Below are 24,258 nucleotides of genomic sequence, written 5' to 3'. Positions count from 1 at the left end.
CGGAGCAAAAAATGACTGTCTCGATTCCACTAGAAATTCAGCGGCTCACTGGCCTGGATGAGGCCTCAACAACTCGGCTGCGCACGTTTGACCTGGAATGGCGTTGTGGCACGCAATTCATCTTCAAGATGCTTGAGGCGGGCCATAAACCCGAGGTAATTGGTGCTGCCCTGATTGATGTGCTGGTGGCTTACCAGCGTATGTGTCGTGAGGGCATCAGCGACTTTATTCGGCTCCGGGTGGTGCTCGGCCACATCCTCCAGATCCTCACGAGCTACGGCAACGCCCCTGCACCGGATGATGTTGTCCTGTGGTGCGAAACAACAAATGTCCCGCAACCTATCCGGGAGTTCCTGATCAATGGCTGAGATGCTTGAAGAGAAGTGGCCAAAGGGCGTTATGGCCTCTATAGCGTTCTTCTTCGTCCTGATCCTGATGCTGGCGACTGTTGCGCCGAACAAGCTTGTGGATACGGTGATGCTGAAAGAGCGGAAATGGGGCATTGAGTTGCTTGGCGATTCGGACATGGAGAAGGTGCTGGAAAAAACCAATCGCTACTACTCGGCACTTGTCATCGACTCCGGGGCAAAAAAGATTGTCTCCGACATGCTGATGCCTCGTGGCGGCACCGTGGATGCCTTCGAAAAAAACGTGGATTGGTGGTTTCGGTATCTTGAGTCCCGAGGTGAGGCCGTCCAGAAAATCATCTACCAGATGGTTTACCGGATCGTTTTAACGCTTTACTGGTTGCCACTGCTGATCGCGGTTCTGGTGCCTGCTATTTACGCCGGCTGGATGCGCTGGAATGCCAAGCGGCATGGATTCGACTACTCATCACCGTTCTTGAATAACAACGCCGCGATCGTCCTGTCATGGGGCGGAATGCTCATCGTGCTCAGCGTGCTGATGCCTCTACCTTTACCGCCACTCGTTATCTCAACCTTCATCGTCATCATGCTGCCTGTCGTGCTGTCCGTGCTGATCAGTAACCTGCCAAAGCGCATTTGAATTCTGACCATAAAACCGCCTGAAAACGGAACTTTCAGGCGGCGTTTGTCCGCAGAATGCCCCTAACACCACGACAGGCTGACCCTTATGGCAACGAAAACCATCCCCTTTGCTATCACCATCACAGCCCTTGCCACCGCTTTGGTTGTTGGTTCCTATCACTATTTCTCCACCGTGAGCGTGCTGGAAGGCCAGATCAATACTCTCGAAGGTGAGCTGACTATTGCGAGAGCACAAGCAGTCGACCCCGCCTCTATCCAAGAGATCATCGGTAACCTCAAACAGCTTCCAGAAGATGATATCCCCGCAGCTCCGGACAACTGGATCTATGGCTCTTCATCTGCTCGGTACACGCTCGTCGAGATGACGGATACGGAATGTCCTTACTGCCGCGATCACTTCCCCCTGCTGAAAGCGCTTATCGAGTCGTCAGCGGGGCAAATCAATGCCGCGATTCTCCATGTCCCCGCCCTTGGCGAGGCATCACGCCGGCAAGCCCTGGCGATCGAGTGTGCTGGTGAGCAAGGCGGCTCAGATGCTGCCTGGAAGTACACCCAGACGGTTTTCGATAAAACCGGTGGCAACGGCAAGGGGGTTTCAGAATCACTCGTTTCTCTTGCGACAGAGCTTGGCCTGGATGGGAAGCGTTTTGCAGCCTGCACAGACTCGAAGCAGGCCATCGAGCGAGTTACTGGCGATCTTGATCAAGCCATAAAGCTGGGCATCCAACAGACCCCTTCAACCCTGCTCCTGGACAACCAGACAGGCATGTCGATGGTTCTCCAAGGTGCTAACGCTAGTCATGAAGGCATCCTCAAAGCGATTGCCAGTCTCAGCAAAGCAGGGGGTGCCAAGTGAGCGAGCCAATCAAAATTCCGGCATACATCGACCAGCCGCCACACGTGATGTTTTGGCGTTTGGATGAGGTCATGCCGATAGGGATCGGTTTGGTTGCAGGCGTTCTTCTGGCACAGCTGATTCTTTGCACAGTGGTGGGTCTCCTGCTCGCTCGCTTCTATCGTCGCTTCTGCGACAACCGCCCTGACGGCTATCTGCTTCACGCCATTTACTGGCACTGGGGAGCCATTGGCCGGAAGAGTGTGCGATCCATGCCCAATTCCTACGAGAGAGAGTTCGTCTGATGCTTTTTAAGTCGCTTAGCAATTCGTTCGATGGCATGCGCGGAGAAAATCAGTTTTTGCGCATTGCCGTTGCTGGCCTTGTATTGAGCAATCTGCTGGTGTCTTGCTCTGCTCTCAACAAGGATGAAGTGGTCACCGTGATACCACCTACCCTGACTGAGACCGCCTGGGTCAGTAAAACGCAAAGTTCCGGGGAGTACGCCGACGCATGGGCTCTTTACATCGCGATGATGCTAGGCAACGTCACCCCGCATAATGCCTCTGTCGTAAAAGATGCCCTGGGGCCTATCCTCGATAAGTCGATCTATCAAGATACGATGAAGGTTCTCGATACTCAGATTCATCAGATCCGCCAGGATCGTGTGACCTTAAGCTTCGAGCCGCAGAAAGTGCTCCGCGATAACCTCAACGAGAACAAGTTCTACGTTACCGGCCGCTCTGTGAGCGAAGGGCCGGCGGGCGACAAAAAGCGTAGCAATCGAACCTATGAGTTCGAGCTTATGATCAAAGACTACAAGCCTGTCCTGAGCTGGGTTAGTACGAACTCTGGCGATGCTCGAACCCAGGATGTGGTTGATCGCGAGAACAGCAAGGCGGAGAAACAAGCGGAGCGCGAGAAGAGAAAGAATCAGCAGCGCTAAGCTGCGATGAAAGAAGCCCATGCCAATGTCTTTGGCATGGGCTTTTTCGTTGGTATCGCCAGTCAACGCCTACACAAAATTCCCCTCCGTTTTCAGACGCAAAAGCTGCTTGAAAACGCGACTCAAGCGACTTAATGCCCTCCAGAATTGACGACAACTCAGAGCAGAGGTCGTCTCGATGTCACTTCCAGTTTCCCTCCATTTCTTCAAGCCAGCTGCGCTCGTATTGGCTATGGCTGCCGTAATGCCTGCTATTGCCCAGGAGCAGATCCAGATACCAGGCATGAACATGCCAGTTGCTGCCAGCACGCAGCCTCAAGTGGTTGCCAAGCCTGCGGATTCTCCAGAGAGCGTTCCTGAACGACAGGAAGAGCCGCAGGGGGAAAAGAAACCACGTCTGGTTGCCATTACTCCGGGCTCTGTTGAAAACCCCAGTGTGCCGGCCAGCGTTGTGAAGAAGCCCACTCCTGTTCAGCCCATCGAGTCTCGCCAGGATGTGGTCGTTGCAAGCGGCACAAACACCCTGATTCCGATCAGCAGAGGCCAAATCAACCGTCTGGTTACGCCGTTCGATAACCCTCATATCCAAACGGTAAGTGAGGCTGATATTTCGACAAGTGGAAACGTCATCTACGTCACTACTCAGGATGAGAAGCCGGTGACCATGTTCGTCACACCTGAGGACGATGAGTCTGTTGCAATTTCCCTGACGTTGCTGCCGCAGGGCGTACCTCCCATCCAGGCGAACCTGATCCTGGCGCAAAACGTACAAGGGCTGGCGAGCGGCATGCCCGTAACCTCGTCGACGAACTACAGCGGCCAGGCGCGGAAGTGGGAACGCTCTCAGCCGTATATGGACACTCTTCGCTCCCTCATGCGCGAAATGGCGCTAGGCAAGTTGCCGCGTGGATACAGCTTCGGTGCGCTTACCAGCGGCAACAAGATCCCCGCCTGTGCGCAGCCAAGCCTCAGCTTCGATTTCAGCAAGTCGCAGTTGATCGAGGGCCATGACTTCAGAGTCTTCGTGGCCACCGCCGAAAACGTGTCGGCCAGAACCGTTGAGTTCGATCACGGCTCGTGCACTCACCCTCACCGAGCAGCTGTAAGCGCATGGCCAGATGAGGTGCTTGAACCTGGCCAGAAAACAGAAGTGTTTGTCGTCACTCGGGTTCCGACCGAAGTACCGCAAAGCTCCACTCGTCCAAGCCTGTTGCAGTAAGGGGAACCATCAGTGAAAGCGATTCAGCAATTCCTCGAAAAACTCACGCCCAGAGGCAAGCTGATGCTTGCCATCGGTGGGACGGTTCTGGTCGTGGGTACTATCGTTGGCGTCGCCATGAACGCGGCGAGCCCCGAGCGCAAGGCACGCGCAGCGGCAAAGCCTCAGGTAGAGGCCATCCTCACCGATGAAGACCCCCGCGCGTTGGGCTTGGACTCGATCGCCAGCCAACTGCGACAGCTCCAGGCGCAGCAAAACCGCCTTGAGCGCGTGATGGGGCAGAAAGAAAAGGACGTTCAGCTCAAAAATACGCAAGAAAAAGTAAGCGGCCTGGAGCAAGAACTCCAGTTGCTTCAGCAGGAGCTGGCGCGGGTTGGACGGGAAAAGAAAGGCACTGGTGAGAGTGGTGATAACTCGTCCGACAGCTCCACCGCCAACCAGGCGCGTTCCCCTATCCCCCCTCGCGAATCGGCATTCATCAACAAAGTAACAAGCTCGCCGGCAGATCTGACTGACGTTTACTCGAACCTGCCACCTGAGCAACCGGAAGACCCTAAGTCGCGATCAAGCGAGAAAAAGGAAACGCCCAAGATCCGTGTGATCAAGGGCAAGGAAGACGAGGGAAAGAGCGACAAGCCTGAGGAGCTATCTGTGACGCTGCCCGCTGGATCGATCTTGTCTGGCGTCTTGGTCACAGGTATGGACGCGCCAACTGGAAAGCAGGCACAACGCGACCCTTTCCCGAGCCTGATCCGCATCAAGAATGAAGCAATCCTTCCTAACCGCTTCAGGGCTGATTTTCGCGAATGCTTCCTGATCGCCGGCGGCTGGGGTGACCTCAGCTCGGAAAGAGCCTATCTGCGAGCGGAGCGCCTGTCGTGCGTACGCAATGATGGTTCGGTGCTGGAGTCCAGCCTGGAGGCATACGCAACGGGCGAGGATGGGAAGGCAGGCATCCGTGGCCGTTTGGTTAGCAAGCAGGGCCAAATCCTTGCAAGAAGCCTTATGGCTGGCTTCATGCAGGGGGTCGCGAGTGCTTTCAACGTTCAAAAGGTACCGACCATCAACGTCACCCGCGCTGGAGATAACGGCGACACCGTTGCTCCTGTTTACGAGCAGGCATTCGATAGCAATGCACTTCAGTCGGCCGGCTTCAGTGGGGCGGGGACGGCTCTTGAGCGAGTCGCCGACTTCTATCTCGAGATGGCTGAAAGCATCTTCCCTGTTATTGAAATCGACGCAATGCGTGATGTTGATTTTATCGTCAATAAAGGCATGACCGTTAAGTTCAATGCAGCAACTCTCAAAGTCAATGACGTAAACAATTAAGGAAATCGTGATGATTAAGAAAATTATCCTTGTAAGCGCAATTGCTGCATTGACTACTGGCTGCACGAATCTTCTCAACGTAGGCTCAAGTGAGTATGCATGTAAAGGTATGCCGAGCGGCGTTACTTGCATGTCCGCAAAAGATGTTTATTCGGCAACTGAGGGTGATGACTACAAAACCCAGTTGAAGCAAGAACAAGAAGGCGTTGAGGCCGGCAGTGATAAATCAACAGGTACCGGCGCAACGCGCGTGCTTATCGCAGAAGGATCGGACAACGCCCCAATGCCGATGAGAGCGAGAAATCCTCTTCCGATCCGCTCGCAGGCTGTAGTCATGCGTATCGCAATTGATCCATGGGAGGACGAGAAAGGCGATCTGTATGTTCCTGGCTTCATTTATACCGAAGTGGAAGCGCGTCGCTGGGAGATCGGTGCTCGAACCCCTCAGGCAACACCAACCTTGCGTCCCCTCACGATCGTTCAGCCGCCGCAGGCTAATTCTGCCAAGTAGAACATTAAACGAAGTGCCGGCGGTTGAGCAGAAATGCGCCTTGCGAAAGCAGGCGCATTTGGTCGTTTCAAGACCTAACAAAACACACTCTAAGGTTTCGCTTGCCAACGCGAGTTAAAGGAGTTCCACGATGGGTACGACAAAGACCCGAGGGCCATCGTTCCTCAATAAAGTGAGTGGTGCGCTTCTGGGCGCTATCGCTTTGGCCATTGTGCCAATCAATGGTGCGTATGCCGACCTTGTTAAATACGGCTATACGAACAATGCTGGGGTTCAAACCAATACGGAGCCAGGCACAGGGTTTATCAACCCCTCCACTGGCATATCGTTCATGGTTAGCGGTGGTATTGACCGAAAACTGCGCATAGCGGTGACTGCTAACGGTGCCGCCACACCTGTCTTCACTAAGGAAAGTTCAAAGGTTCTTGGTGCGAGCGACGTTATTTCATACAACGGCGAAAACTACTACGCCGAAGAGTTTGTTAGTCCGAAGCTACCTGATGGACGCTACACCGTAAAAACAGAAATTCTGTCCAGCGCTGGAGCTGTTGTTCAAACTGAAAATGTTCCCCTCGTTATTGATACTGCTGGCCCTGTAGCAGGTACATTTGCCCCGCGCCCATATACATGGGGTGAGCCCGTTCTCACTGGCGAAGTTTGGAAACTCGGCCTTGCAGCAATCGATGCTTTGACATATTCGAGCTTCGTCCTGGATGGGTTATCTGACACATCGGGAATTAGCAAGGTCACCGCTAACGTATATCGGGAGTCTGGTGCTCTTTATAAAGCGCATAATGTTCTGTTTTCGGAAGAGAGCAAAACGGCTTCAATTCAGTACAGAACAAATTTCTTTCCTGATTCAGATTTGGATGAGGTATTTGGACTGGAGTTTGTTGTCACTGATAAAGCAGGTAACTCTACGGCCACCAAACGTCAGAAGGTAATGTTTGACAACATTGCCAACGCGCCCACTGAACCGTTTGGTGTGTATGACCCAAGTGTTTCTACTACTCTCGCGCCCGGCCTAAAGGGGTTTGTTCCCTATGTCGCCGGATCTTATGTCAAAACTAACCCGATACGGCTTGCATGGAAAATCCCAAAGAGCAACTGGCATACCTACCGGCAAGGAGGTATACGCTTCACAAACAGTTTTGGAGAGAACCAGATTGTTGGTGAGGATTCGGCCTATGTTTACCTTGTCGGGTCGCTTCCATATCGAGCAGAGGATAATAACTACATCAAGTTCTCTAACTTTGGCGAGTGGGGTTCTCAAGGGACTATTCGATACGATTTGGTATTGCATTCCTCTGCACCTAAAACGCCGGTAATCAGTCGTGTTGAGTATTATTTTAGCGACAAAGGCTGGCTCAGCTATTCGGGAAGAGTAGTTTCGCCTCAGGAATTGCCTGTCACGGTCACGAAAGTTCGGTATACCGTCGAGGCGCGCCCTTTCGATCAAGTGGCTACTCATATGGGCACATGTACTATACCTGCCGGGCAGACCCAGTGCGAAATCGCTGTCACTCGCCCATTGAACAAAGGCACGTCTGGATACCTTCATGACCAAGCTGTTCTGAAGAGTGCAGACGGCTCGTTGAGCGCAACTGGTCAATGGGCGAATGTGTGGTGGAACGACCTATACCTGCCAATCCTTAGTTACACATACGACTCGTCGAGTATGATTCTGACTCTAAACGTCAGACAGCCGCAGCAGGGCGCATACCAAAATGCTCTTAGTCACAGTGCGTCATGGCTCGAAAACTCAAGCGGTACAACACTTAGCGTAACCAAGAAACTTACATCGTCATCTGGTGAATTTTTTGAGTACGAATTTGATTTGAAAACCCTACCGGAAGGCTCCCATGATCTTGTTGGTGTTGCTAGCGAAAATCTAGGCGCAATAACGAAGCTACCTCTTTTCAAGTTCCAGAGCGATCGGACAAAACCAGTTGTTACGGTAAGCAAGGGTGCGAGTGATTCTATCGATACACTCGACAAAATCACCTTCACGGTAACTGACAATAAAGACCCTGCACCAAAGATTACATCGATTAGCTTGACTGGGGGGCCGGCTAACGAATCGATTGCACTTTCGTTTCGCAAGCTCAATGCGACTACCTACGGTCTTGAGTACCCGATCCTATTCCCATCCTTAACGGCTGGAGAAAGTTATACGCTCAGAGTCAATGCGCAGGACTCACAACAGAACAAGGGTGTTGGCTCAACCACGTTCCTCTACAGCCCTAAGATGGCTGGGATCGTTGGTCATGTAAACGGTCTCGTTAATATCCCTGCGGTGCCAAAAGAGTTCAATCGAAACGATGGCTCTGTGGTGATAAACAGCGAACAGCTAAAGCTTGCAGACGGCACGCCAGTTTCTGGTGTTTATGATCTGCTGGCAACGCTCAGGTCTGACGCAGCAACACCTCTAAAGATTGGCGGTGTTCTCGTCAATCCGGGAGCAACGGTAACGATTAGCCAACTCAACTTCACCAGTACCGGCGGTAAGATATCGCTACCTGTTGTTCCGGTAACTCAGGGAGCTACCGGAAGTAATGGTGTGATCATTTCTACCTCCGCGCCGAATGCTCCTGTGGTGTATGCCGATATCAATACCTGGATGCCCAAGGTCACGCTTGGCATCAACAATAAAAATCCTGTACAGGCAATGACTGACACCACGGTAAAGCTGTCCGCTTCAGCCAGCAGCATTTGCCCTCTAACGACATCTTCCGCGGTGGCAAGGTCTGCCGATCCCATCAAGTCGCCCATCTGCTTGCTTGAGTGGACGAGCATTCCCCGAGGCCTTCAGCAAGTAGAGGTTTCCGGTGCACCGCACCCGGTCACTCAGCTGACAGGGCGAGTCCTCGACGCAGGCCAGCAGAAGGTTGCTTATTCCCTCTATGTATTCAACAAGGGTACGGAAAAGGTACTGCTGAGCAGCGGTGAGGAAATACTGAGCGTCAAAGCTGCGACCGGCTCAACAACCTTCATCCAATCGCTGCATGAGAAAAGTGTTACTCGTGCGATTGAGACTGCATCCGTCACCATGACGCAGCGCTCGGGCCCAACGTGTTCGATCACTGGTGATGACGCAGCGGCAAAGAGTGCTGGCATGAGCGGCGGTGCCTTGAAGTGCTTGATTGAGTTCTCGGTCATCCCGAAAGACCTGAGCATCAAAGCGCTCGATCCTCTTGAGTTGACCGGCGTTTTCACCCGTTCCGGGCAGCACCCGATCCGCTGGACGGCTAGCGTCTACGACACCACCGGGAAAAAGATCACCCTCGAAGAGGGGCAATCGGTCATTCAGGTAATAGAGCCGCCTGTAACAACGAAACTGACGGTCAGCGTCAACGAAAGCTCATCGGTGGACGCAACTCCCATAGAGGACTTCCCGGTAGCGTGGGAGAAGAAAACCTATTCAGTTCTGTCGAGCCCGTCCCAGGGCTCTGTAGTCGCGACCCCTACCGGGTTCACCTACACCCCGAACACTGGATACGTTGGCCCCGATGAGTTCAGGTACCGCGTGCAAGACGTGTCTGGGATGAAGGCTGAAGCCACCGCGGTTGTGAATGTCGCGAAGTTCAATTACGCCCCTACCTGGACGGGAGTAACCATTCAGGCCCGTGAAGGGCAAGTGAGTGACCAGGTTGATCCTGAGGTGCATGACATCAATCTCTGGGACAGCCATACGTTCAAGATCCTCACGAACCCGACGCACGGGACTGTCCGTGTGTTCTATGGCCGTATGGAGTACACCCCTAATCCGGGTTTCTATGGGGAAGATTCGTTCACTTTCAGCGCCACGGATCAGGAAGGGCTCAGTGTAGAAGGAGAGGGGAAGGTCACTGTTACTCAGTTCAATTTTGCACCAACGGGTATCACCCCTTCGACAGTGAAGATGTATGCAGGAATCGGTGGAACGGCCGATCTGAAAGTGATCGATCCGAACAACTGGGGCTCGCAGACCTTGCAAGTCGTCAAACAGCCAGCACATGGCCACGTGACGGTGGAGGGAATGAGCATCACCTATAAGACCGATGGCCAGGCTGAAACCTCAGTACAGATTCGTGCCATTGACCAGGATGGCCTCTATGTCGATCAAGATGTTGTCCTGAAGCTTTCGCCGGCCTGGGAGATGTTCAAAGACCGCGAAGTTCAGCCTACCTCGGTGGCCCCGAGCATCCCGGCCGTGAAGCACCAAATGACGACCCGCTTGGGTGCCTATGCGCTCCGAATTCCCGACCAGGAAGTGATTCAGGCTCTCGGCGGCGAGATCATCGCCATCGTCACGCCTGACTCGAAAGTTGGGGTGACACTGGAGCATCGTGAGCTTTCTCAAGGCACTGGTATGCGTCTGGTACCTACGAAAATGACTGCCGATCTGCTGGAGGCCCGTTTAGGTGGCCTGGATGTTGGGGTCGATGGCCAGGCGCTGGTCTATCTCAGTCGCGCCGATATGACCGGCCCTGTCTATTCCGTGCCGGTAACCGTATGGGCTCCGGAGGGCGTACTGACGGCTGATGCATGGGAGATTCTGCAAGCGTCCGGCCGTGCTCAAATCAGCTTCAGCCCGAGCAATGGGGCATGCAGCATCTTGACCAGCGAAGCTGTCGCGAAGCCGAAAAATGCACTTCAGGATCGTGCTTGCTACGTCACTTGGACGAAAACCCCCGATGAATGGCGCAACGCTAGTACCTTGGCCAACCTGATGATGGATGCCGGCGGGAGTTCTTTGGGAAACCAGACTATCGAGGCTACCGCCTATGTGTTTGACCCTAGCGGCGTGAAGCACAAGGTTGCGAGCTTCACTCGTGACCTGAAGATCCTTCCGGTTGCAGATCAGATCCGCTTTGGCCTGAAGCCAGCACCGGCAGAGGCCTATCAGAAGGTGCAGCAACTTTCCTTGTTGCTCCGTCACACGGATGGCCCTGTGTGTGATGCAACGGCGAACGAAGGCGTTGCGAAAAAGACGGCTCAGCAATGGTCGAGCCGCCCATCGTGCCTTATCCGTTGGATGCAGATGCCAGAAGGCATGGCCCAGCAACGCAACACAGTCACGCCACTCGCGGAAGGAACAATGACCCTGCTTGGAGCGAACAACATCTCCTGGAAGGCATCCATGTTTACGCCGAGTGGTCAGGAAATCGATATTGGCTACGGAGAGCACACCGTAAACGTGATCGAGCCGCCGGCAATCGAAATCGATATGCCGGCAAGCAACCTGGTGAAAGAAGGGCTGTATTCGGTCTCACAACTCGGCGGCTATGTTGGTAGCGCATCAGTGACTGCAATCGCAGCTTCCTTGGACGTGGCGATCAATCGGGCGGATGCAGTGATCGAACGGTCTACGATTCCGAGTTACGGTCGTGCCCAGCGGTTTACGCGCTACATCGAGGGGGCCGAGGCTCCCCTGTGGAGCGTAACGCCATACTCTGTTGACGTTGGATACACCGCGTTGCCAGAGATGAGGTCGACCAAAACCGCGTCACTCCTGGCGGTCCCTCACGACAAAATTCTCCCTGTCATTCTCAACGACGAGAGAACTGTCCTGGATACGGTCAGCCTTCCAATCCGCGTGGCCATCAAGGACACCCGCTACATGGAGGACGCATATCGGCTGAGCAGCATGGGCGACTGGGATATTCGCCTGCTTTCGACAACTGCCGGAGTGAATTATGAGCCGATGACAAACTGGGAGCCCATCGACGAGAACGGGGAGGTTGAGTTTGAGATCGATCTACAATCGCTGACGAACAAAGCGGTTCGCATCATTGCAGAAGCGCGTGTTCGCTCCCCTGTGCCGGAATACGAGCTGATTCGGGAGTCGGGCTCGCCAATGGTGCTCTCCGTTCTCAACGGCGAATCTCTCGATGGTTCAATCCAGGCATTGCGGGTTATCGGCCCAGCTCCTCTTCGCAGCAGCTTCTACGCCGTCACCAACGATCGCTACCAGTCAGGAGACCTTGGTGACGTGCGCTGGGAAATGAGCAAGGACGGCGGCGTGACGTGGGAGGACGTTGAGGCCAATGCGAAGCTGCCGCAACGGCTCAGCATGGTCTTTCAGCGGGGTACATATCTGCTGAGGGCAGAGTTGACGAACCGTCATAGCGGCGCGAAATCCATGACCCCTACCGTTGAAGTTATTGCCTATGTCGTGCCCGTTGCCCGCCTTAAAGGCCCAGCAAACGTGTTTATTGGTGATAGCGGTACGTTCACGCTCACTGACATCAAAGGTAATGCGCTCGATACGACCGGAATGGTTGTGGAATGGTCGGAGGATCGCGGTAAAACCTGGGCCGCTGGGGAGGGCTCCTACCGGCTGAGCCGCAACTCTGCTGATCGTGTGTACCTCACGGCCAGGCTGAAATACTCAGACTCACCAGAGGATAAGCGCGTCTACAAAACCCTCCGCGCAGGCGTTGCGTTTAGACCTGTCCGGCCGCCTCGTGTCCAGATCATCGGGCCGCGCCGTCCTGAGGTAGGAAAGGAAGCTACCTGGGTCGCCAACTTGATGATGCCGTACCCGAAAATGGATATGACAATGGATGGTGAGTTCATCCTGCCTGACGGCACAGTCGTCGACTCCACTGAGGTGAAGTACACCCCAACTCGGGAGGACATGGAGAAAGAAGAGAGCTACATCAGCGTCCGATCTTGGATCAATGGGTATGAGGATCGAGGCGGTTTGGGCCTAACTCAGCACCGTCTTATTTTCTGGTCGTACGACTGGCCTGAGTGGAAGATCAACACCAAATACTCAGCCAAGTATGCGCCGGCAGACTTGACCATGACGGCTCGCTCTCTTGGCTTGTTCCGAGAGTTCGAGGGCTTGACCATCGAGTGGGATATCCCACCCTACGCCGGCCTAGAAATGATCAAGGACTCCAGCCAGACCAGTCGCATCGTTCGACTGACTGAGCCGGGGATCTACACATTCGGTGCTCATATCACCGACTCGCGGGGCAACTACAGCTATGCCGAAACAGAGATGGAGTTTTTGGAGCCTATTCCGTGGGATGTGAAATTGTCCTGGAGTGGGGATAACGACGCGAATCGTGCCCCGCTGGGCGTTCTGATCCGACCATCAATCACCGGCGGGCATCCCAAGGATCAGATACTCAGCAAAACGTTCAGTCTCAACGGGGAGACGCTATCAAGCTCAGGGGATTATGGGCGAGCGACCCTTGAAGAGGAGGGCGTGTATACGGTGAAACTGGATGTCGCCAGCGCAATGGGGCACACAGCAACAGGCCAGGTTGACATCTCGGTGGCAAGGAACAAGCCCCCGGTCTGCAAGCTGGAGCTTGTGGTCGGTCGAACCTCCTGGCTGGCAAAAGCCGTTTGTACTGATGAAGATGGCCGCATGGCCAAAAACCTTTGGTTCATCAATGGTGAGCAGCAGGCTCTCAGCTCAAACAGCATCTCTGTGCCAATGTGGCGTTATCCAGATGGCGAGCCGGTAATTACGCTTGTAGGTATCGATAACTCCGGCGCGGAATCGCCTCCAGTCTCCAACAAGTAAAGAGAAGGGCCGCATAAAGCGGCCCTTTTTAATTTCCGTCGACAAATGCGCCTGAAAGCGAAACACAGGCTTACGGAAAGCACGAAAAATGTCTCCTGAGCGCAGCCCCTGCGCATGTCAACCTCTAGGAGCAAGACCAATGCACGTCAACAAAGCAACCCTCCAAACGATGGCCATCGCAGCGGCAATGGTGGTCGCCGGTACCGCGCTCGCCGGTACCGGCGGCGATACGTTCGATAGCGTGTGGATTACCTTGACCGAGTGGATGCAAGGTACCCTCGGCCGCATTCTGATCGGTCTGATGGTCCTCACCGGCATCGGCGCGGGCGTTCTCCGCCAATCGCTTATGCCGTTCGTTACTGGCGTTGGCGGCGGCGTTGGCCTCTATGCTGCGCCGGATGTTATCGAGTCGGTAATGTCGGCAACTATCCCAGCAGCAGCTGTAGTCACCAACGCTCTCCAAGCCCTGCCTGTAGGCTTCTGATCTCAGTCAGAACGCCTCTCTGAAAGGCCTCTTTTTCCGACGCTAAAACGTCCTGAAAAAGAGGCCTTTTCTTTTCCGGGCCAAATACTCTGGGTGAATCGACTCAGGAGGTAAGCCCATGTTCAAACCAACCCGAACCATTCTTGCTATGACGCTGCTTGCATTGGCTGGCACCGCAGTAGCAGCGAGCCCTGCGGACAAGAACGCAGACAAGGTAGTGATGCTTCCTGCGTCTGCAATGCTGGCGATCGAGAAGAACGGCAAATTCGCCATCATCAGCGATACCGGCCGATTCATCATCCAGGGGACGGTTTATGACGTGTGGGCGAAGAAAGAGTTAAAAACCATCGAGGATGCTCGGATCGCCGCCCACTACATCCCAGTGGATAAGACCAACCTCGGTTTCAAGGATCTCGCCCCTCTCACAGTCGGCAACGGTGAGAAAGCAATCACCATGTTCTCCGACCCTGCTTGTGGTTTCTGCAAAGAGATCATTCAACAAGCCCGCTCATCCCTTCCCGAGGGGTATCGACTCGACGTGCTGATGTTGCCGCTGCTCAGCCAAGAGAGCGCGGTGCGCACCAAAGAACTCCTCTGCGCGAAAGACAAGGTTGCTGCGTGGAAAGCCGGAGCTTCCGGCGACATGAAAACTCCTCTCGAACAGCTCCCAACCGCGCAGTGTGATCTGGATGTGATCTCGAAGCGCCGGATGACAGCTCAGTTTCTTGGCGCTCGAAATGTCCCTTTCCTCATTCGTGATGACGGTTTGACCCGAGAAGGCAAGCCTGAAGAAGGCCTGCGCGCCTGGATTGAATCGAATCGCACCCTCTAAGGAATTCAGAAATGCTCAAAGCGCTTATCCGCTCAACACCGCGGCTCTCGAAGCTGATCAACGGCCTCGCCTACGAGCCGAATCTTTACCTGTTCCAGCTGGAAGGGAACCGCCTAGGATTCGCATTCCTGTGTTCTCCGCTCTCAGGCTCAAACGGGGATGAAGGCGACCGCCTGAAGGCTGGCTTGACGGTCGACTGGCCTGAGAAGACAACAATCCAGTTCAGCCTGATTTGCACTGAAAATATCAATGAGATGAAGACGGGATTCCTTCGCCTGCGTCGGGCCTTCCGTGAATCTGGCCGCACTGACCTTCCCGTGGAAACCCAAGCCTTGCTGGAGAAAGTGACGAACGCGCGGGCCGAGTATTTCAGTGACCGAACCATGCGCCCAGTTGATTCAATCTCAGGTGTACGCATTCGTGAACAGAGCCTGGTCGTATCCGTAACAATTCCGATCGCCAATGCGTTGCCTACCCAGACAGAAGCGAACGCGGCGAAGGAGCTTTTCGACGGACTGCGAACCTCGCTGGACAGCTGCAACCTGGCAGCCGTGCCGCTCACCAACGATTCCTACCGTGAAATTTTCTCCTCCATCCTGAACCAAGGGCCATCGGCGTCGTGGCGCGAAGATCCGGACATGAAGGCGGACACAGACAAGCCCCTGAATGAGCAGATCCTCGACTACAACCGCAGCCTCGACGTGAAGAAAGACCACCTTCAGATCGGAGATGACTGCTTTGTAAAAACGCTGTCGGCCAAGCGCTTCCCTGATGTCATGTGGCAGGGCGATGCCTCTCAGTACCTCGCTGACATTCTGTCCCAGCGCGGCGGAATCCGGGGTAACTGCATCATCAACATGACCCTGTATTTCCCTCCCCAGCTGGAAACAAAGGACAAGCTGTCGAAGCGCCGCCAATGGGCCATCAACCAGAGCTTCGGCCCGATGGTGCATTTCGTACCCGTTCTACGGAAGACGAAGGAAGCCTATGACACGCTGTTTGAAGATCTCGACAAAGGGCTTCCCAACGTACAGGCGACAATGACCCTCGTGGTATTCGGCCGGAACCGGGAAGACCTCATTCAGGCAGCGTCGAATGCGAAGAGCCATTTTGCCACGCAGGGCTTCAGCCTCATGGAGGACAAGTTCTGTGTGCTGCCCGTGTTCGTGAACTCCCTGCCTATGTGTGCCGACCCGGATGCGATGAGGGAGCTGTTCCGGTTCAAGACATTGAGCCTCACCCAGGCATTACCTTTGCTGCCGATCTATGGCGATTGGAAGGGCACTGGAACCCAAGTGGCCCCGTTCATTTCCCGAAACGGTCAGCCGGTTAGCTTCAACCTCTTTGACTCCGACACCAATTACAACGCGATGATCGCGGCCCAGTCGGGCTCCGGTAAGTCGTTTGCGACCAACTATCTCATCACGTCGTATCTGAGCATTGGAGCGAAGGTGTGGGTCATCGACGTGGGCCTGTCCTACCTAAAGCTGTCTGAGGCGTACAAGGGCGACTTTGCACGCTTTGACCAGGAGTCGAATCTCTGTCTCAACCCCTTCGAGCTGATTGAAGACTACAGCGAGGAAGAGGATGTCCTGGTTGGGCTGCTCTCTGCTATGGCTGCCCCAACCGTGCCCCTGATCGACTTCCAAACCGCCGGGCTAAAGAGGCACCTCACGCAATGCTGGGAAGAGTTGGGCAAGACGATGATCGTCGACAACATCGCTGATTCTCTGCTTGGCGACCCAGACCCGCGTATTCAAGACATTGGCCATCAGCTCTTCGCATTCACCTCGAAGGGGCAGTACGGCCGTTTCTTTAACGGCAAGAACAATCTCAACTTCAAGAATCCCTTCACCGTACTCGAGCTTGAGGAACTGAAGGGTCGCCAACACCTTCAGCAAGTTGTGCTCCTTCAGCTGATCTACCAAATCCAGCAGGACATGTACCTTGGTGAGCGTGACCGCCCGAAAATTGTGATCATTGATGAAGCCTGGTCGCTGCTCTCCCAGGGCAACGTTGGTGAATTCATTGAGCACGGTTACCGGCGATTCCGGAAATATGGCGGTAGTGCCATTGTCATTACCCAGGGGGTCAACGACCTCTATCAGAACAAAGTCGGACAGGCCATTGCTGAAAACTCCGCGTTCACCCTCCTACTCGGTCAAAAGGCCGAAGCTATTGATGCTATCCAGGAAAACAAGCGTCTGCCGCTGGGAGAGGGTGGCTATCGAATCCTGAAGACTGTTAAGTCGTACAAGGGGCATTACTCAGAGATCTTCATGCTCACCCCCCGCGGGGCCGGTATCGTGCGCCTCACGGTGGACCCATATTCGATCCTCCTCTACTCGACCGCACCTGAAGATGTGCAGGCGATCCGAAACTACACGCTCACCGGCGTTCCGCAGGATGAGGCAATTCTGCGCGTGCTCCGTGACCGAGGTGTCGAGTACAGCTCTAATCCGGCGGAAGTCGCGTAATGGCGTTGTCGAACCCCTTCAGCATTGAGGCCAAGGTGCGAAGGGCAATGGCGAAGGTTGAGCGAGATCGAGCTCCAAAGCGACTCTCGGCAGCCTTTCTCGGCAAAGGCCTACTCTTTTCCGCAGTGGTTGCCGGCAGCGTTGTGCTGCTGGCATCCCGTTATTCGATCGCTATCGCTAGCCAGGACTCCCTATGCCTGCCCCCTTACAGGCTATGGATCATCGATAAAAAGCAGGATGACCTGGTGCGAGGGGAAATCTATGCCTTTCACTCCAAAGGTCTGAGTCCGATCTTTGCTGACGGCACGATCATCGTGAAGGTGCTTGAGGGAATGCCTGGCGATCGCGCCAAGGTCACGCTTGATGAAACAACCATCAATGGCGTGTCCGTAGGCAAAGGGCTTCTGGTAGCCAGCCAGCACGGGATTGATCCCCAGAAATACGTTCGGGAAGGGGAAATAGGCGAGGGCCGTTACTGGTTCTTCGGCCGCACGCCAGACTCTTTCGACTCCCGCTACTGGGGCTCAGCGTCGACAGACCAAATCATCGGGAAGGCGTATCCAATATGGTGAAAAAGCAACTAGCCATGTGCATTGGGCTGGCCTTCAGCTGCACGATGGCCATCGCCGGCGATGACCTTGGCATTCGCAAGTACGACATCAATGAATTCGATCCTGCGCTCCTCGATCAGGTCAGGGAAATCAGCCGAAATGCGAAAGCCGCGCGCGAAGAAGTAAGCGGCCGAGATGACATGAGCTGGGTGAGTGAGATGGCCGAAAAGGCTATCGTTCAAGGCAGTGATGAAGAAGCCCAGCAGAACGATTCAGGGCTCGCCAGCGCAGATGGCTCAGATCGCGAGAAAAAACATCCCCTGGGCGATGGAAACCGCACTCTAATTTTCGTGTCGTGGTCGATGGGGGCAACTGCCCTCAAAGACATACTGCTGTCCTTTGACGGACTGCCTGGTGTTGGCATCGTTTTTCGAGGCATTCCTGATGGTATGTCGATGGGCGATGCTGTGACCAAAATGCACCTCCTCACGCAAGAGACGCAAAGCACTGTGAGTGTTCTGCTCGATCCTCTCGCATTCCAGCGTCATAGCGTTTCAGCCGTCCCCACCGTCGCTCTCGAAGCACCGAATGATGCTTTGATCGCTAAAGCTGCTGGGTCGTCTTCTGTCAGCTATATCGAGGGAGCGGTTAAGGAGGGCAAGCGGGGGGATTTAGGCACTATTGGCTCCACACAGGAAATCATCGAGCCAGACCTCATGGAGGTTGCGAAACAGCGCATCGCAGAACTGGACACCGACGCCATGAAAAAGCGAGCAATCGCCCGGTTTTGGGATAACCACAAAGGGCATCCATTGCCGCCGGTAACGGAGAGTGCCACCCGCCTCGTCGATGCATCGGTCATTGTTCCCGATGACATTCTCGATAGCCAAGGCAGGGTTGTTCAGAAGGCAGGGAGGATTAATCCACTCGACATGATGCCTTTTGACCAGAAACTGGTCGTGATTGATCCGACGCAACCTTGGCAGGTTGCCCTGGCGAAGCGTGAATATGCAGACCATGGGGCAAATCTGACCGTCACTGTGATGGCGACTCAGATACCCACTGCCTCTGGTTGGGATCTGTTCAACAGCGTTCAGGACAGCCTGGATGCGCCCTTGTACCTGCTGCCGCCTGACATGGCGGAGCGCTTCCAAATCCGTCGAGCCCCATCTGTCGTAACAGCCGACACCAAAAACTTTATCGTCCGCGAGGTTGCTCAAACAGCCTTCGAGGAGGCCAATCATGAGCATCAATAAGGTAATAACCGCCGCAATTCTGGTGATTGCAGGCATGTTTTCCCTGCCAGGGATAGCGGCTGAGGCGTCCTCTTCCGGAGAGGTGATGTGTGAGGACTCTGGCCTTTTTGGTCCGAAGTTGTTCACCGACATCTGCTGGGCGTGCCTCTTCCCAATTCGTGTTTCTGGTGTGCAAATAACCCCCGGCACAGCCCCCGCGAAGGCTACAAAAATGGTCTTCTGCATCTGCCAGCAAGGCTCATCCTCGATCTACAAGCCCGGAATCATCACTGCAATGTGGGAGCCGGCACGGATGGTTGAAACTGTCCGTAAGCCAGGCTGCTCGCCAACCCTAGGTGGTGTCACGCTGCCGCTTGGCAACAAGCGCAGCTATGGCCGACTTCGGCAGGACAACAGCACCCAGACAGGTCAGGCTGCCGGGTCGTTCTACCACGCGCATCTGTATGCATTTCCGCTACTTCAGATCCTCGATCTCTACACGCCTACCAAATGCAACCCGGACGGTTATCTCGACCTCGATATCATCTCTTTCACTGAGATCGACCCGACCTGGAACAACGGTACGTTGGCTTTCTTCCAGCACCCTGAGTCCGCGGCCGTGGCAAACCCAATCGCTATTGCGGCCTGTGCTGCCGAATCCGCGCTGGTTACCGCTCGAAAGGAACCTCTTGAGTCGCTTTGGTGGTGTACCGGTACATGGGGGAGCATCTACCCATTTGCCGGCGTAACCGTGGCGCAAGATGCAAACCGGACGACAGCATTGCTGGCTGCGCGAGTGATCGCTCAGCAACACCGCAGGGGCCTCGCTCGACGCACTATGGGTGATGAAAACGTGTGCAAGGCGGGTATCTACCCGACGATTCCGAAAAGCCAGTACAAAGTGACCCAGTTCTGGCCAAAGTCGCAGAACAGCAGAGCAATGTGGCTCGGAGAACCGCCGCAGACTTGGGAGGGTGGGCCTAGTCGGCATGTTCCAGGTACTGGGAACGATGCCATGTACATGTTCTGGCGATGGACAGATTGCTGCTCGAAGCTCTAATGGAGAATCCGCCCGTAAGGGCGGATTTGCGATGGTATGAATGACTTTCTAATGCTGTACCTGCCCCCGGTTTTGATTCTGGGGGTTCTCGCGGGCATCGCCCACGTTCGTCTACTTGAATTCCCTGCCTACCGAGGGTGGTGGGGGGAGTACAAGGTGAACTTCATGCTCCGCCTATGCCTCAGTGGCGAATACAAGGTGTTCGCCAACGCGATCTATCGTGGCAAGACAAGGGGAGAGTCGACACAGGTTGACCACATCATCGTGTCGCGCTACGGAATCTTTGTCCTGGAAACGAAGTGTTTCAAGGGAAAGATCATTACCTACCCAGAAGCCCCCGAGAGCTGGTTGCAGATTGTCGGCCGAAGGAAATATCGCGTGCAAAACCCGCTGATGCAGAACTACGCACACGTGAAGGCAGTTCAGAAGGTCACCGGAGTCCACTCTCAGAAAATCCACAGCTACGCAGTGATGGCAGGGCAGGCCAGCTTCACGTATGGAATGCCTGAGCGGGTCTACAGCATTTGGGGCGTGATTCGTAAAATCCAGTCCTACAAAGCCCCGGTTTTTACTCGGGGCCATGTGGTGTCAATTTGCCGGGCGCTGAGCGAGCGCAGAATCAAGGGGGGGTATTGGGCTGCAAGACGACATGTCGAAAAGCTGAAGCGCCGAGGCGAGGATGGATCTACAACGTGCCATGAAGATAGACCCCGAGAGGAACACCTATCGCCACCCCAACAAGAACAGCAGCAGTGACAGAGATGATCGCGACCGTATCCCAAAATACTGCCTCTGGCGGCGCTTCAAGTGATTCGTCGGTGGCCAGCTCTTCTGTCCACAGTGGGGTGGATTCGCGTAGGGGAGGCTGATCCGGCGCTCGTTTGCGTCTTCTACTGGATCTGGCCGGTGTGGAAGTAAGATCATCAACCATGGTGAACCTCCTAAGCAAAACGCCCCGCATTGCGGGGCGTTTTCATTACTGGCGCTATCAAGCAACCGCTTCTTCAGGAAGCGAATCGAGGGCGTCTGCATTGCCGTCCGGCTCGATGTAACCGGAAGCCTCCCGCTGCTCCTTCTCGGCGCTGGCCTGGGCTTCTGCCTTTTCGATATCTTCCTGGAGTTCTGCAACCTTGCTGGCGTACGCCTTTGCTCGAGCGCTCTGACCGAGGCCAACCAGTGAGCGGATCAGCCGGGCCATTTGGTTGCTCTTGGTGGCGCGGAATTCGTCAGCTTCCGAGCTATCGATCTTTTCATGCAGCCAGGCGGTATCGACCTGGATAATCAGATGGTCAAATGCCTGAAGCAGACTGCTCATCCGCTTGATTTCTGGGCTGGTGATTTCGAACTCACGAGTCAGTGGGGAGCTGTACCCGGCAAGCTCTTTGATGCCCAAGCTTTTCAAAAGCGCGTCCATCCGCTCAGACTCGTCACGCACGGCTACTTCCATGCGCTCGATCTTCTTCGAGACCGCATCAACCACCGCTTTGTGATCAAAGGTCTTGAGGCGTTTCGCCAGTTTGCGGGACGTAACGTCGATGATGAAAAGGGCCGTCATGAGGCTATCGAAACGGTTGCCGGCGAAGAACTTTGCCTGCTCCGTGTTCAATACCATTTTTCCTTTGAGGGATGGCTTGGAGTATTGGTATTTCGTCGGTTGTGGTTGAGCGGTCGCCATTAGCGGTTTCTCCGGATGTTGGTGGCCAGACTATTGCACCAGCTTGCGGAGCCTCTGGATTTCGATTTCACGCACGAATAGCGTCGGAATTTGAGGTGAGTTTTTCTGGTTGACGACAGACTGAAATGGCAGCGAGAATTGCAGCACTCATCGGCCAAGGTCGATTAAGAATTTGCCTCCTGGAGGCCATTGACCCTAAGTGACAGCATGCTGCTGCCACTGGTACCCAAGACGTGTATGCGTCTGGGAGCAAGCCAAGCTGAGCTTATCAGCTTAAAAACCCAGCCTACGTTCGCGTAGCGCCGATCAAAAAAGGAAGCCATTGGGCTTCCTTTTTTTGTGTCAAAAAAACCCTGACGGGGAACTCCCGTTAGGGCGTTCTCCGTTCCTAAAAAAATGGAGAACTGAAAAATGGCATCTACAACCCTCAAAGTTAAAGTGCTGACCGCGTTTGGCTTCCTCGTTGCTATGTTGGGAGCTGTATACGCACCGCAGTTTGCAAAGCATGTTTTGCCTTTGACACTCTGCGTGTTCCTCGCTGTGGTGATCCTGAATGCTGAGCAGATCCTGCGTGGTGTTCTGAGCTACCTACGCGGTTGTCTGAAGGCTTCGGCTCCTCAAGCAACCAAGACCTTACCCAACGCCCGTTGGTGTAGCAGCGTCGATTATGACAACTACTACATTCCCTCCTACCTGCGTCGCCAGGGAGAAGAGAAATGATCCGTGTTGACTTCGATGTTCCAAGCTATCTCCGACTGCCACAAGGGCTATGCATTGTTTCAGAGCGCCTGGCCCATAAGCTTCCCGAGCCAGAAACCAATGAAACGATGCACCAGGCGCTTGAACCGGTGGTGATCAACAAACTGTACCGGCCGCAAGGCCGCAACCAGGTTGCATCGATCGAGAACCAAGAGCAGGGCGAGATCAAAGGGGAGTTCATCCCTCGCGAATCCCAGCCCGAGCACCAAGAAACAGCGTCAATAGTCGAATCCGCCGAAGGCGGTGATGACCATGGCGCACGTGCTACTGAGATCAACTTTCAGGGTGTGGCAGGCAAGTCCGTGACAGGTGAATACCGTGGATCTGGATTTGCGCCGTATCGGTTCCGCAAGAAGAACGGAAACTCGTTCTTCCTGCGGATCGGTGAGCACCTAGTTTGGGGGATTGAGCTTAGCGCTCAGCTCCGCCAGTCCGGTGCGCGACAAGGCGACGTTATCTCACTGACCTTCCTCGGGAAAACCCCCGTGAAAGTGCTCAAAGAGGTCGATGTCGACGGCAAGAAAGAACAGGACTGGGTTGATACATACCGCAACTCCTGGGAAATCAAGATCGTGAAATAGCCAGCAATGCGCCCTTCGGGGCGCATCTCAACCAAACGGAGGTACCCATGTCCAAAGACTCAGAAGGCAATTACGCCCCAGAGAAGCAAGATGTGCTGGTAGCCGCTGATGGCCGCTGGCATGACATTTACGCAAGCCTCGCATCTTCATTGGTGCCGGCACACAAAAAAGCAGGACGTGGGGTTCCATGTCCGGTGCATGGTGGGGAAGACGGGTTTAAGATTTTCCGCAAGACGGCTGGATCGTCGAGCGGTGGTATCTGCCGTACCTGCGGAGTCAAGGCTGATGGCATAGCCTTGCTGATGTGGGTCAACCGCTGGAGCTTTCACCATGCTTTACAGGAGGTTGGAGCATTGCTCCGGGTCAAAGACCCGTATGGACGCACCGCTGATGGATTTATCCCAAGCGTTGTAATCCGAAAGGAGCGAGCCCCAGCAAAACCAGAGGCTTCAGACGATTGGCTGCGTGAAGCTATGCGCAACCTGTGGAAGGGAACCGTTCCTCTCACAGACCCATCAGCGGAACCAGCAAGGCTCTATCTTCGCTCCCGAGGCATTCTTGCTTGGGATCGACCAGAGCTGAGCCGCTACGTTCGCTTTCACCCGGAATTGACCTACAAGGACAAAGCCGGCAAGCGTTCTAAGCATCCAGGGATAGTGTGTACGCTCATCGATCCTGAAGGCCAGGCTGTGACCATCAACCGTCACTACCTGACGATGAAGGGTGAGAAAGCCGATCTCGCGGAGCCGAAAAAAATGTTTCCAATTCCCAGCAACCGCAAGCTTCCCGGTTGTGCGGTGCCAACATCGCATCCAGGAGAAGTCTTGGATGTATGTGAAGGATTGGAAACAGCTCTGTCGGTGGAAACAGCCATGGGTATACCAGTATGGCCCTTGGTGAATTCCTACTTGTTGGAGAGCTTCGTACCACCAGCCTGCACCAAAGCAGTCCGAATCTGGGCTGACAAGGACCGCAAGGAGGGTGGCCAGAAAGCGGCATTGACCTTGAAAAAACGTCTGTGGGAAATGGGGATCAAGGCACAGATAATGTTGCCCGACATGCCCATCCCTGACGGCTCCAAAGGTGTCGACTGGAATGACGTTCTTCGTGAACGTGGTTCTCTCGGCTTCCTAGGCCACGAGGTCTATCGCGCACAGCGATAGGCCTCTGGCCTTCTCAACTTCCCCCTCTTTTTCCGACCGTAAAAGCGCCTGAAAACGCGCCCCCTC

At 54.6% G+C, this 24,258-nt stretch carries 20 protein-coding genes; 19 read left to right on the top strand and 1 reads right to left on the bottom strand.

The window, feature by feature from the left end; genetic code table 11:
- Positions 1 to 11: 11 nt before the first annotated feature.
- The 16 genes from ACX3YD_RS32765 to ACX3YD_RS32690 all read left to right on the top strand — a co-directional run bounded on the left by ACX3YD_RS32765 (position 12) and on the right by ACX3YD_RS32690 (position 20,770).
- Positions 12 to 368, top strand: coding sequence for a hypothetical protein (locus tag ACX3YD_RS32765; protein WP_013100898.1), 357 nt, complete (start codon positions 12 to 14; stop codon positions 366 to 368).
- Positions 361 to 1,008, top strand: coding sequence for a DUF4400 domain-containing protein (locus tag ACX3YD_RS32760; protein ID WP_043859865.1), 648 nt, complete (start codon positions 361 to 363; stop codon positions 1,006 to 1,008). Before ACX3YD_RS32765 ends, ACX3YD_RS32760 begins: the two co-directional genes overlap by 8 nt.
- 87 nt (positions 1,009 to 1,095) lie before the next feature.
- Complete coding sequence (locus ACX3YD_RS32755; RefSeq protein ID WP_013100900.1) at positions 1,096 to 1,866, top strand: DsbA family protein; 771 nt, start codon at positions 1,096 to 1,098, stop codon at positions 1,864 to 1,866.
- The gene (gene traL / locus ACX3YD_RS32750; protein WP_013100901.1) at positions 1,863 to 2,150 is read left to right on the top strand and encodes a type IV conjugative transfer system protein TraL; all 288 of its coding nucleotides are present in this window, start codon (positions 1,863 to 1,865) and stop codon (positions 2,148 to 2,150) included. The genes ACX3YD_RS32755 and traL overlap by 4 nt, the downstream gene beginning before the upstream one ends.
- Positions 2,150 to 2,791: a TraE/TraK family type IV conjugative transfer system protein gene (locus tag ACX3YD_RS32745; protein WP_013100902.1), complete on the top strand. Its 642-nt coding sequence runs from the start codon at positions 2,150 to 2,152 to the stop codon at positions 2,789 to 2,791. Before traL ends, ACX3YD_RS32745 begins: the two co-directional genes overlap by 1 nt.
- 178 nt (positions 2,792 to 2,969) lie before the next feature.
- A complete protein-coding gene (locus ACX3YD_RS32740) occupies positions 2,970 to 4,010 on the top strand; it encodes a type-F conjugative transfer system secretin TraK (RefSeq protein ID WP_013100904.1) in 1,041 nt (346 codons plus the stop codon).
- A gap of 12 nt (positions 4,011 to 4,022) precedes the next feature.
- Positions 4,023 to 5,339, top strand: coding sequence for a TraB/VirB10 family protein (locus ACX3YD_RS32735; RefSeq protein ID WP_013100905.1), 1,317 nt, complete (start codon positions 4,023 to 4,025; stop codon positions 5,337 to 5,339).
- A gap of 10 nt (positions 5,340 to 5,349) precedes the next feature.
- A complete protein-coding gene (traV, locus tag ACX3YD_RS32730) occupies positions 5,350 to 5,850 on the top strand; it encodes a type IV conjugative transfer system lipoprotein TraV (RefSeq protein ID WP_013100906.1) in 501 nt (166 codons plus the stop codon).
- A 130-nt stretch (positions 5,851 to 5,980) separates the two neighbouring features.
- Complete coding sequence (locus ACX3YD_RS32725; RefSeq protein ID WP_458962160.1) at positions 5,981 to 13,375, top strand: DUF4165 domain-containing protein; 7,395 nt, start codon at positions 5,981 to 5,983, stop codon at positions 13,373 to 13,375.
- 139 nt (positions 13,376 to 13,514) lie between these two features.
- Positions 13,515 to 13,859, top strand: a complete 345-nt coding sequence (gene traA / locus ACX3YD_RS32720) for a TraA family conjugative transfer protein (RefSeq protein ID WP_458962159.1) — start codon at positions 13,515 to 13,517, stop codon at positions 13,857 to 13,859.
- 118 nt (positions 13,860 to 13,977) lie between these two features.
- The gene (locus ACX3YD_RS32715) at positions 13,978 to 14,691 is read left to right on the top strand and encodes a DsbC family protein (RefSeq protein ID WP_013100909.1); all 714 of its coding nucleotides are present in this window, start codon (positions 13,978 to 13,980) and stop codon (positions 14,689 to 14,691) included.
- 11 nt (positions 14,692 to 14,702) lie between these two features.
- On the top strand, positions 14,703 to 17,168 hold the full coding sequence (traC, locus tag ACX3YD_RS32710; protein ID WP_013100910.1) for a type IV secretion system protein TraC: 2,466 nt from the start codon (positions 14,703 to 14,705) through the stop codon (positions 17,166 to 17,168).
- Complete coding sequence (locus ACX3YD_RS32705) at positions 17,168 to 17,740, top strand: S26 family signal peptidase (protein ID WP_013100911.1); 573 nt, start codon at positions 17,168 to 17,170, stop codon at positions 17,738 to 17,740. Before traC ends, ACX3YD_RS32705 begins: the two co-directional genes overlap by 1 nt.
- Positions 17,734 to 18,975 carry a TrbC family F-type conjugative pilus assembly protein gene (locus tag ACX3YD_RS32700; RefSeq protein WP_458962158.1) on the top strand — a complete coding sequence of 414 codons (1,242 nt, stop codon included), beginning with the start codon at positions 17,734 to 17,736 and terminating at the stop codon, positions 18,973 to 18,975. Before ACX3YD_RS32705 ends, ACX3YD_RS32700 begins: the two co-directional genes overlap by 7 nt.
- Positions 18,962 to 20,014 (top strand): TraU family protein, encoded by a 1,053-nt coding sequence (locus ACX3YD_RS32695; protein WP_084342246.1) that lies wholly within the window; start codon positions 18,962 to 18,964, stop codon positions 20,012 to 20,014. Before ACX3YD_RS32700 ends, ACX3YD_RS32695 begins: the two co-directional genes overlap by 14 nt.
- A 36-nt stretch (positions 20,015 to 20,050) precedes the next feature.
- A complete protein-coding gene (locus ACX3YD_RS32690) occupies positions 20,051 to 20,770 on the top strand; it encodes a nuclease-related domain-containing protein (RefSeq protein ID WP_262384240.1) in 720 nt (239 codons plus the stop codon).
- 232 nt (positions 20,771 to 21,002) lie between these two features.
- Here ACX3YD_RS32690 and ACX3YD_RS32685 read toward each other — a convergent pair whose 3' ends face one another.
- A complete protein-coding gene (locus ACX3YD_RS32685) occupies positions 21,003 to 21,689 on the bottom strand; it encodes a hypothetical protein (RefSeq protein ID WP_169870537.1) in 687 nt (228 codons plus the stop codon).
- Positions 21,690 to 22,100: 411 nt separating this feature from the next.
- On the opposite strand from ACX3YD_RS32685, the gene ACX3YD_RS32680 reads away from it, so the two are divergent.
- Genes ACX3YD_RS32680 through ACX3YD_RS32670 form a run of 3 tightly spaced genes read left to right on the top strand, consistent with a single transcriptional unit; the run spans position 22,101 to position 24,192 of the window.
- Complete coding sequence (locus ACX3YD_RS32680; RefSeq protein ID WP_033050417.1) at positions 22,101 to 22,409, top strand: hypothetical protein; 309 nt, start codon at positions 22,101 to 22,103, stop codon at positions 22,407 to 22,409.
- On the top strand, positions 22,406 to 23,029 hold the full coding sequence (locus tag ACX3YD_RS32675) for a DNA primase (protein ID WP_169870535.1): 624 nt from the start codon (positions 22,406 to 22,408) through the stop codon (positions 23,027 to 23,029). The genes ACX3YD_RS32680 and ACX3YD_RS32675 overlap by 4 nt, the downstream gene beginning before the upstream one ends.
- A gap of 47 nt (positions 23,030 to 23,076) precedes the next feature.
- Positions 23,077 to 24,192: a DUF7146 domain-containing protein gene (locus ACX3YD_RS32670; RefSeq protein ID WP_013100917.1), complete on the top strand. Its 1,116-nt coding sequence runs from the start codon at positions 23,077 to 23,079 to the stop codon at positions 24,190 to 24,192.
- Positions 24,193 to 24,258 lie beyond the last annotated feature (66 nt).

The sequence above is a fragment of the Pseudomonas fluorescens group sp. PF-1 genome (assembly GCF_054481335.1).
Note: the sequence above shows the minus strand (reverse complement) of the source record. Positions and strands in the feature narration are given on the sequence as shown.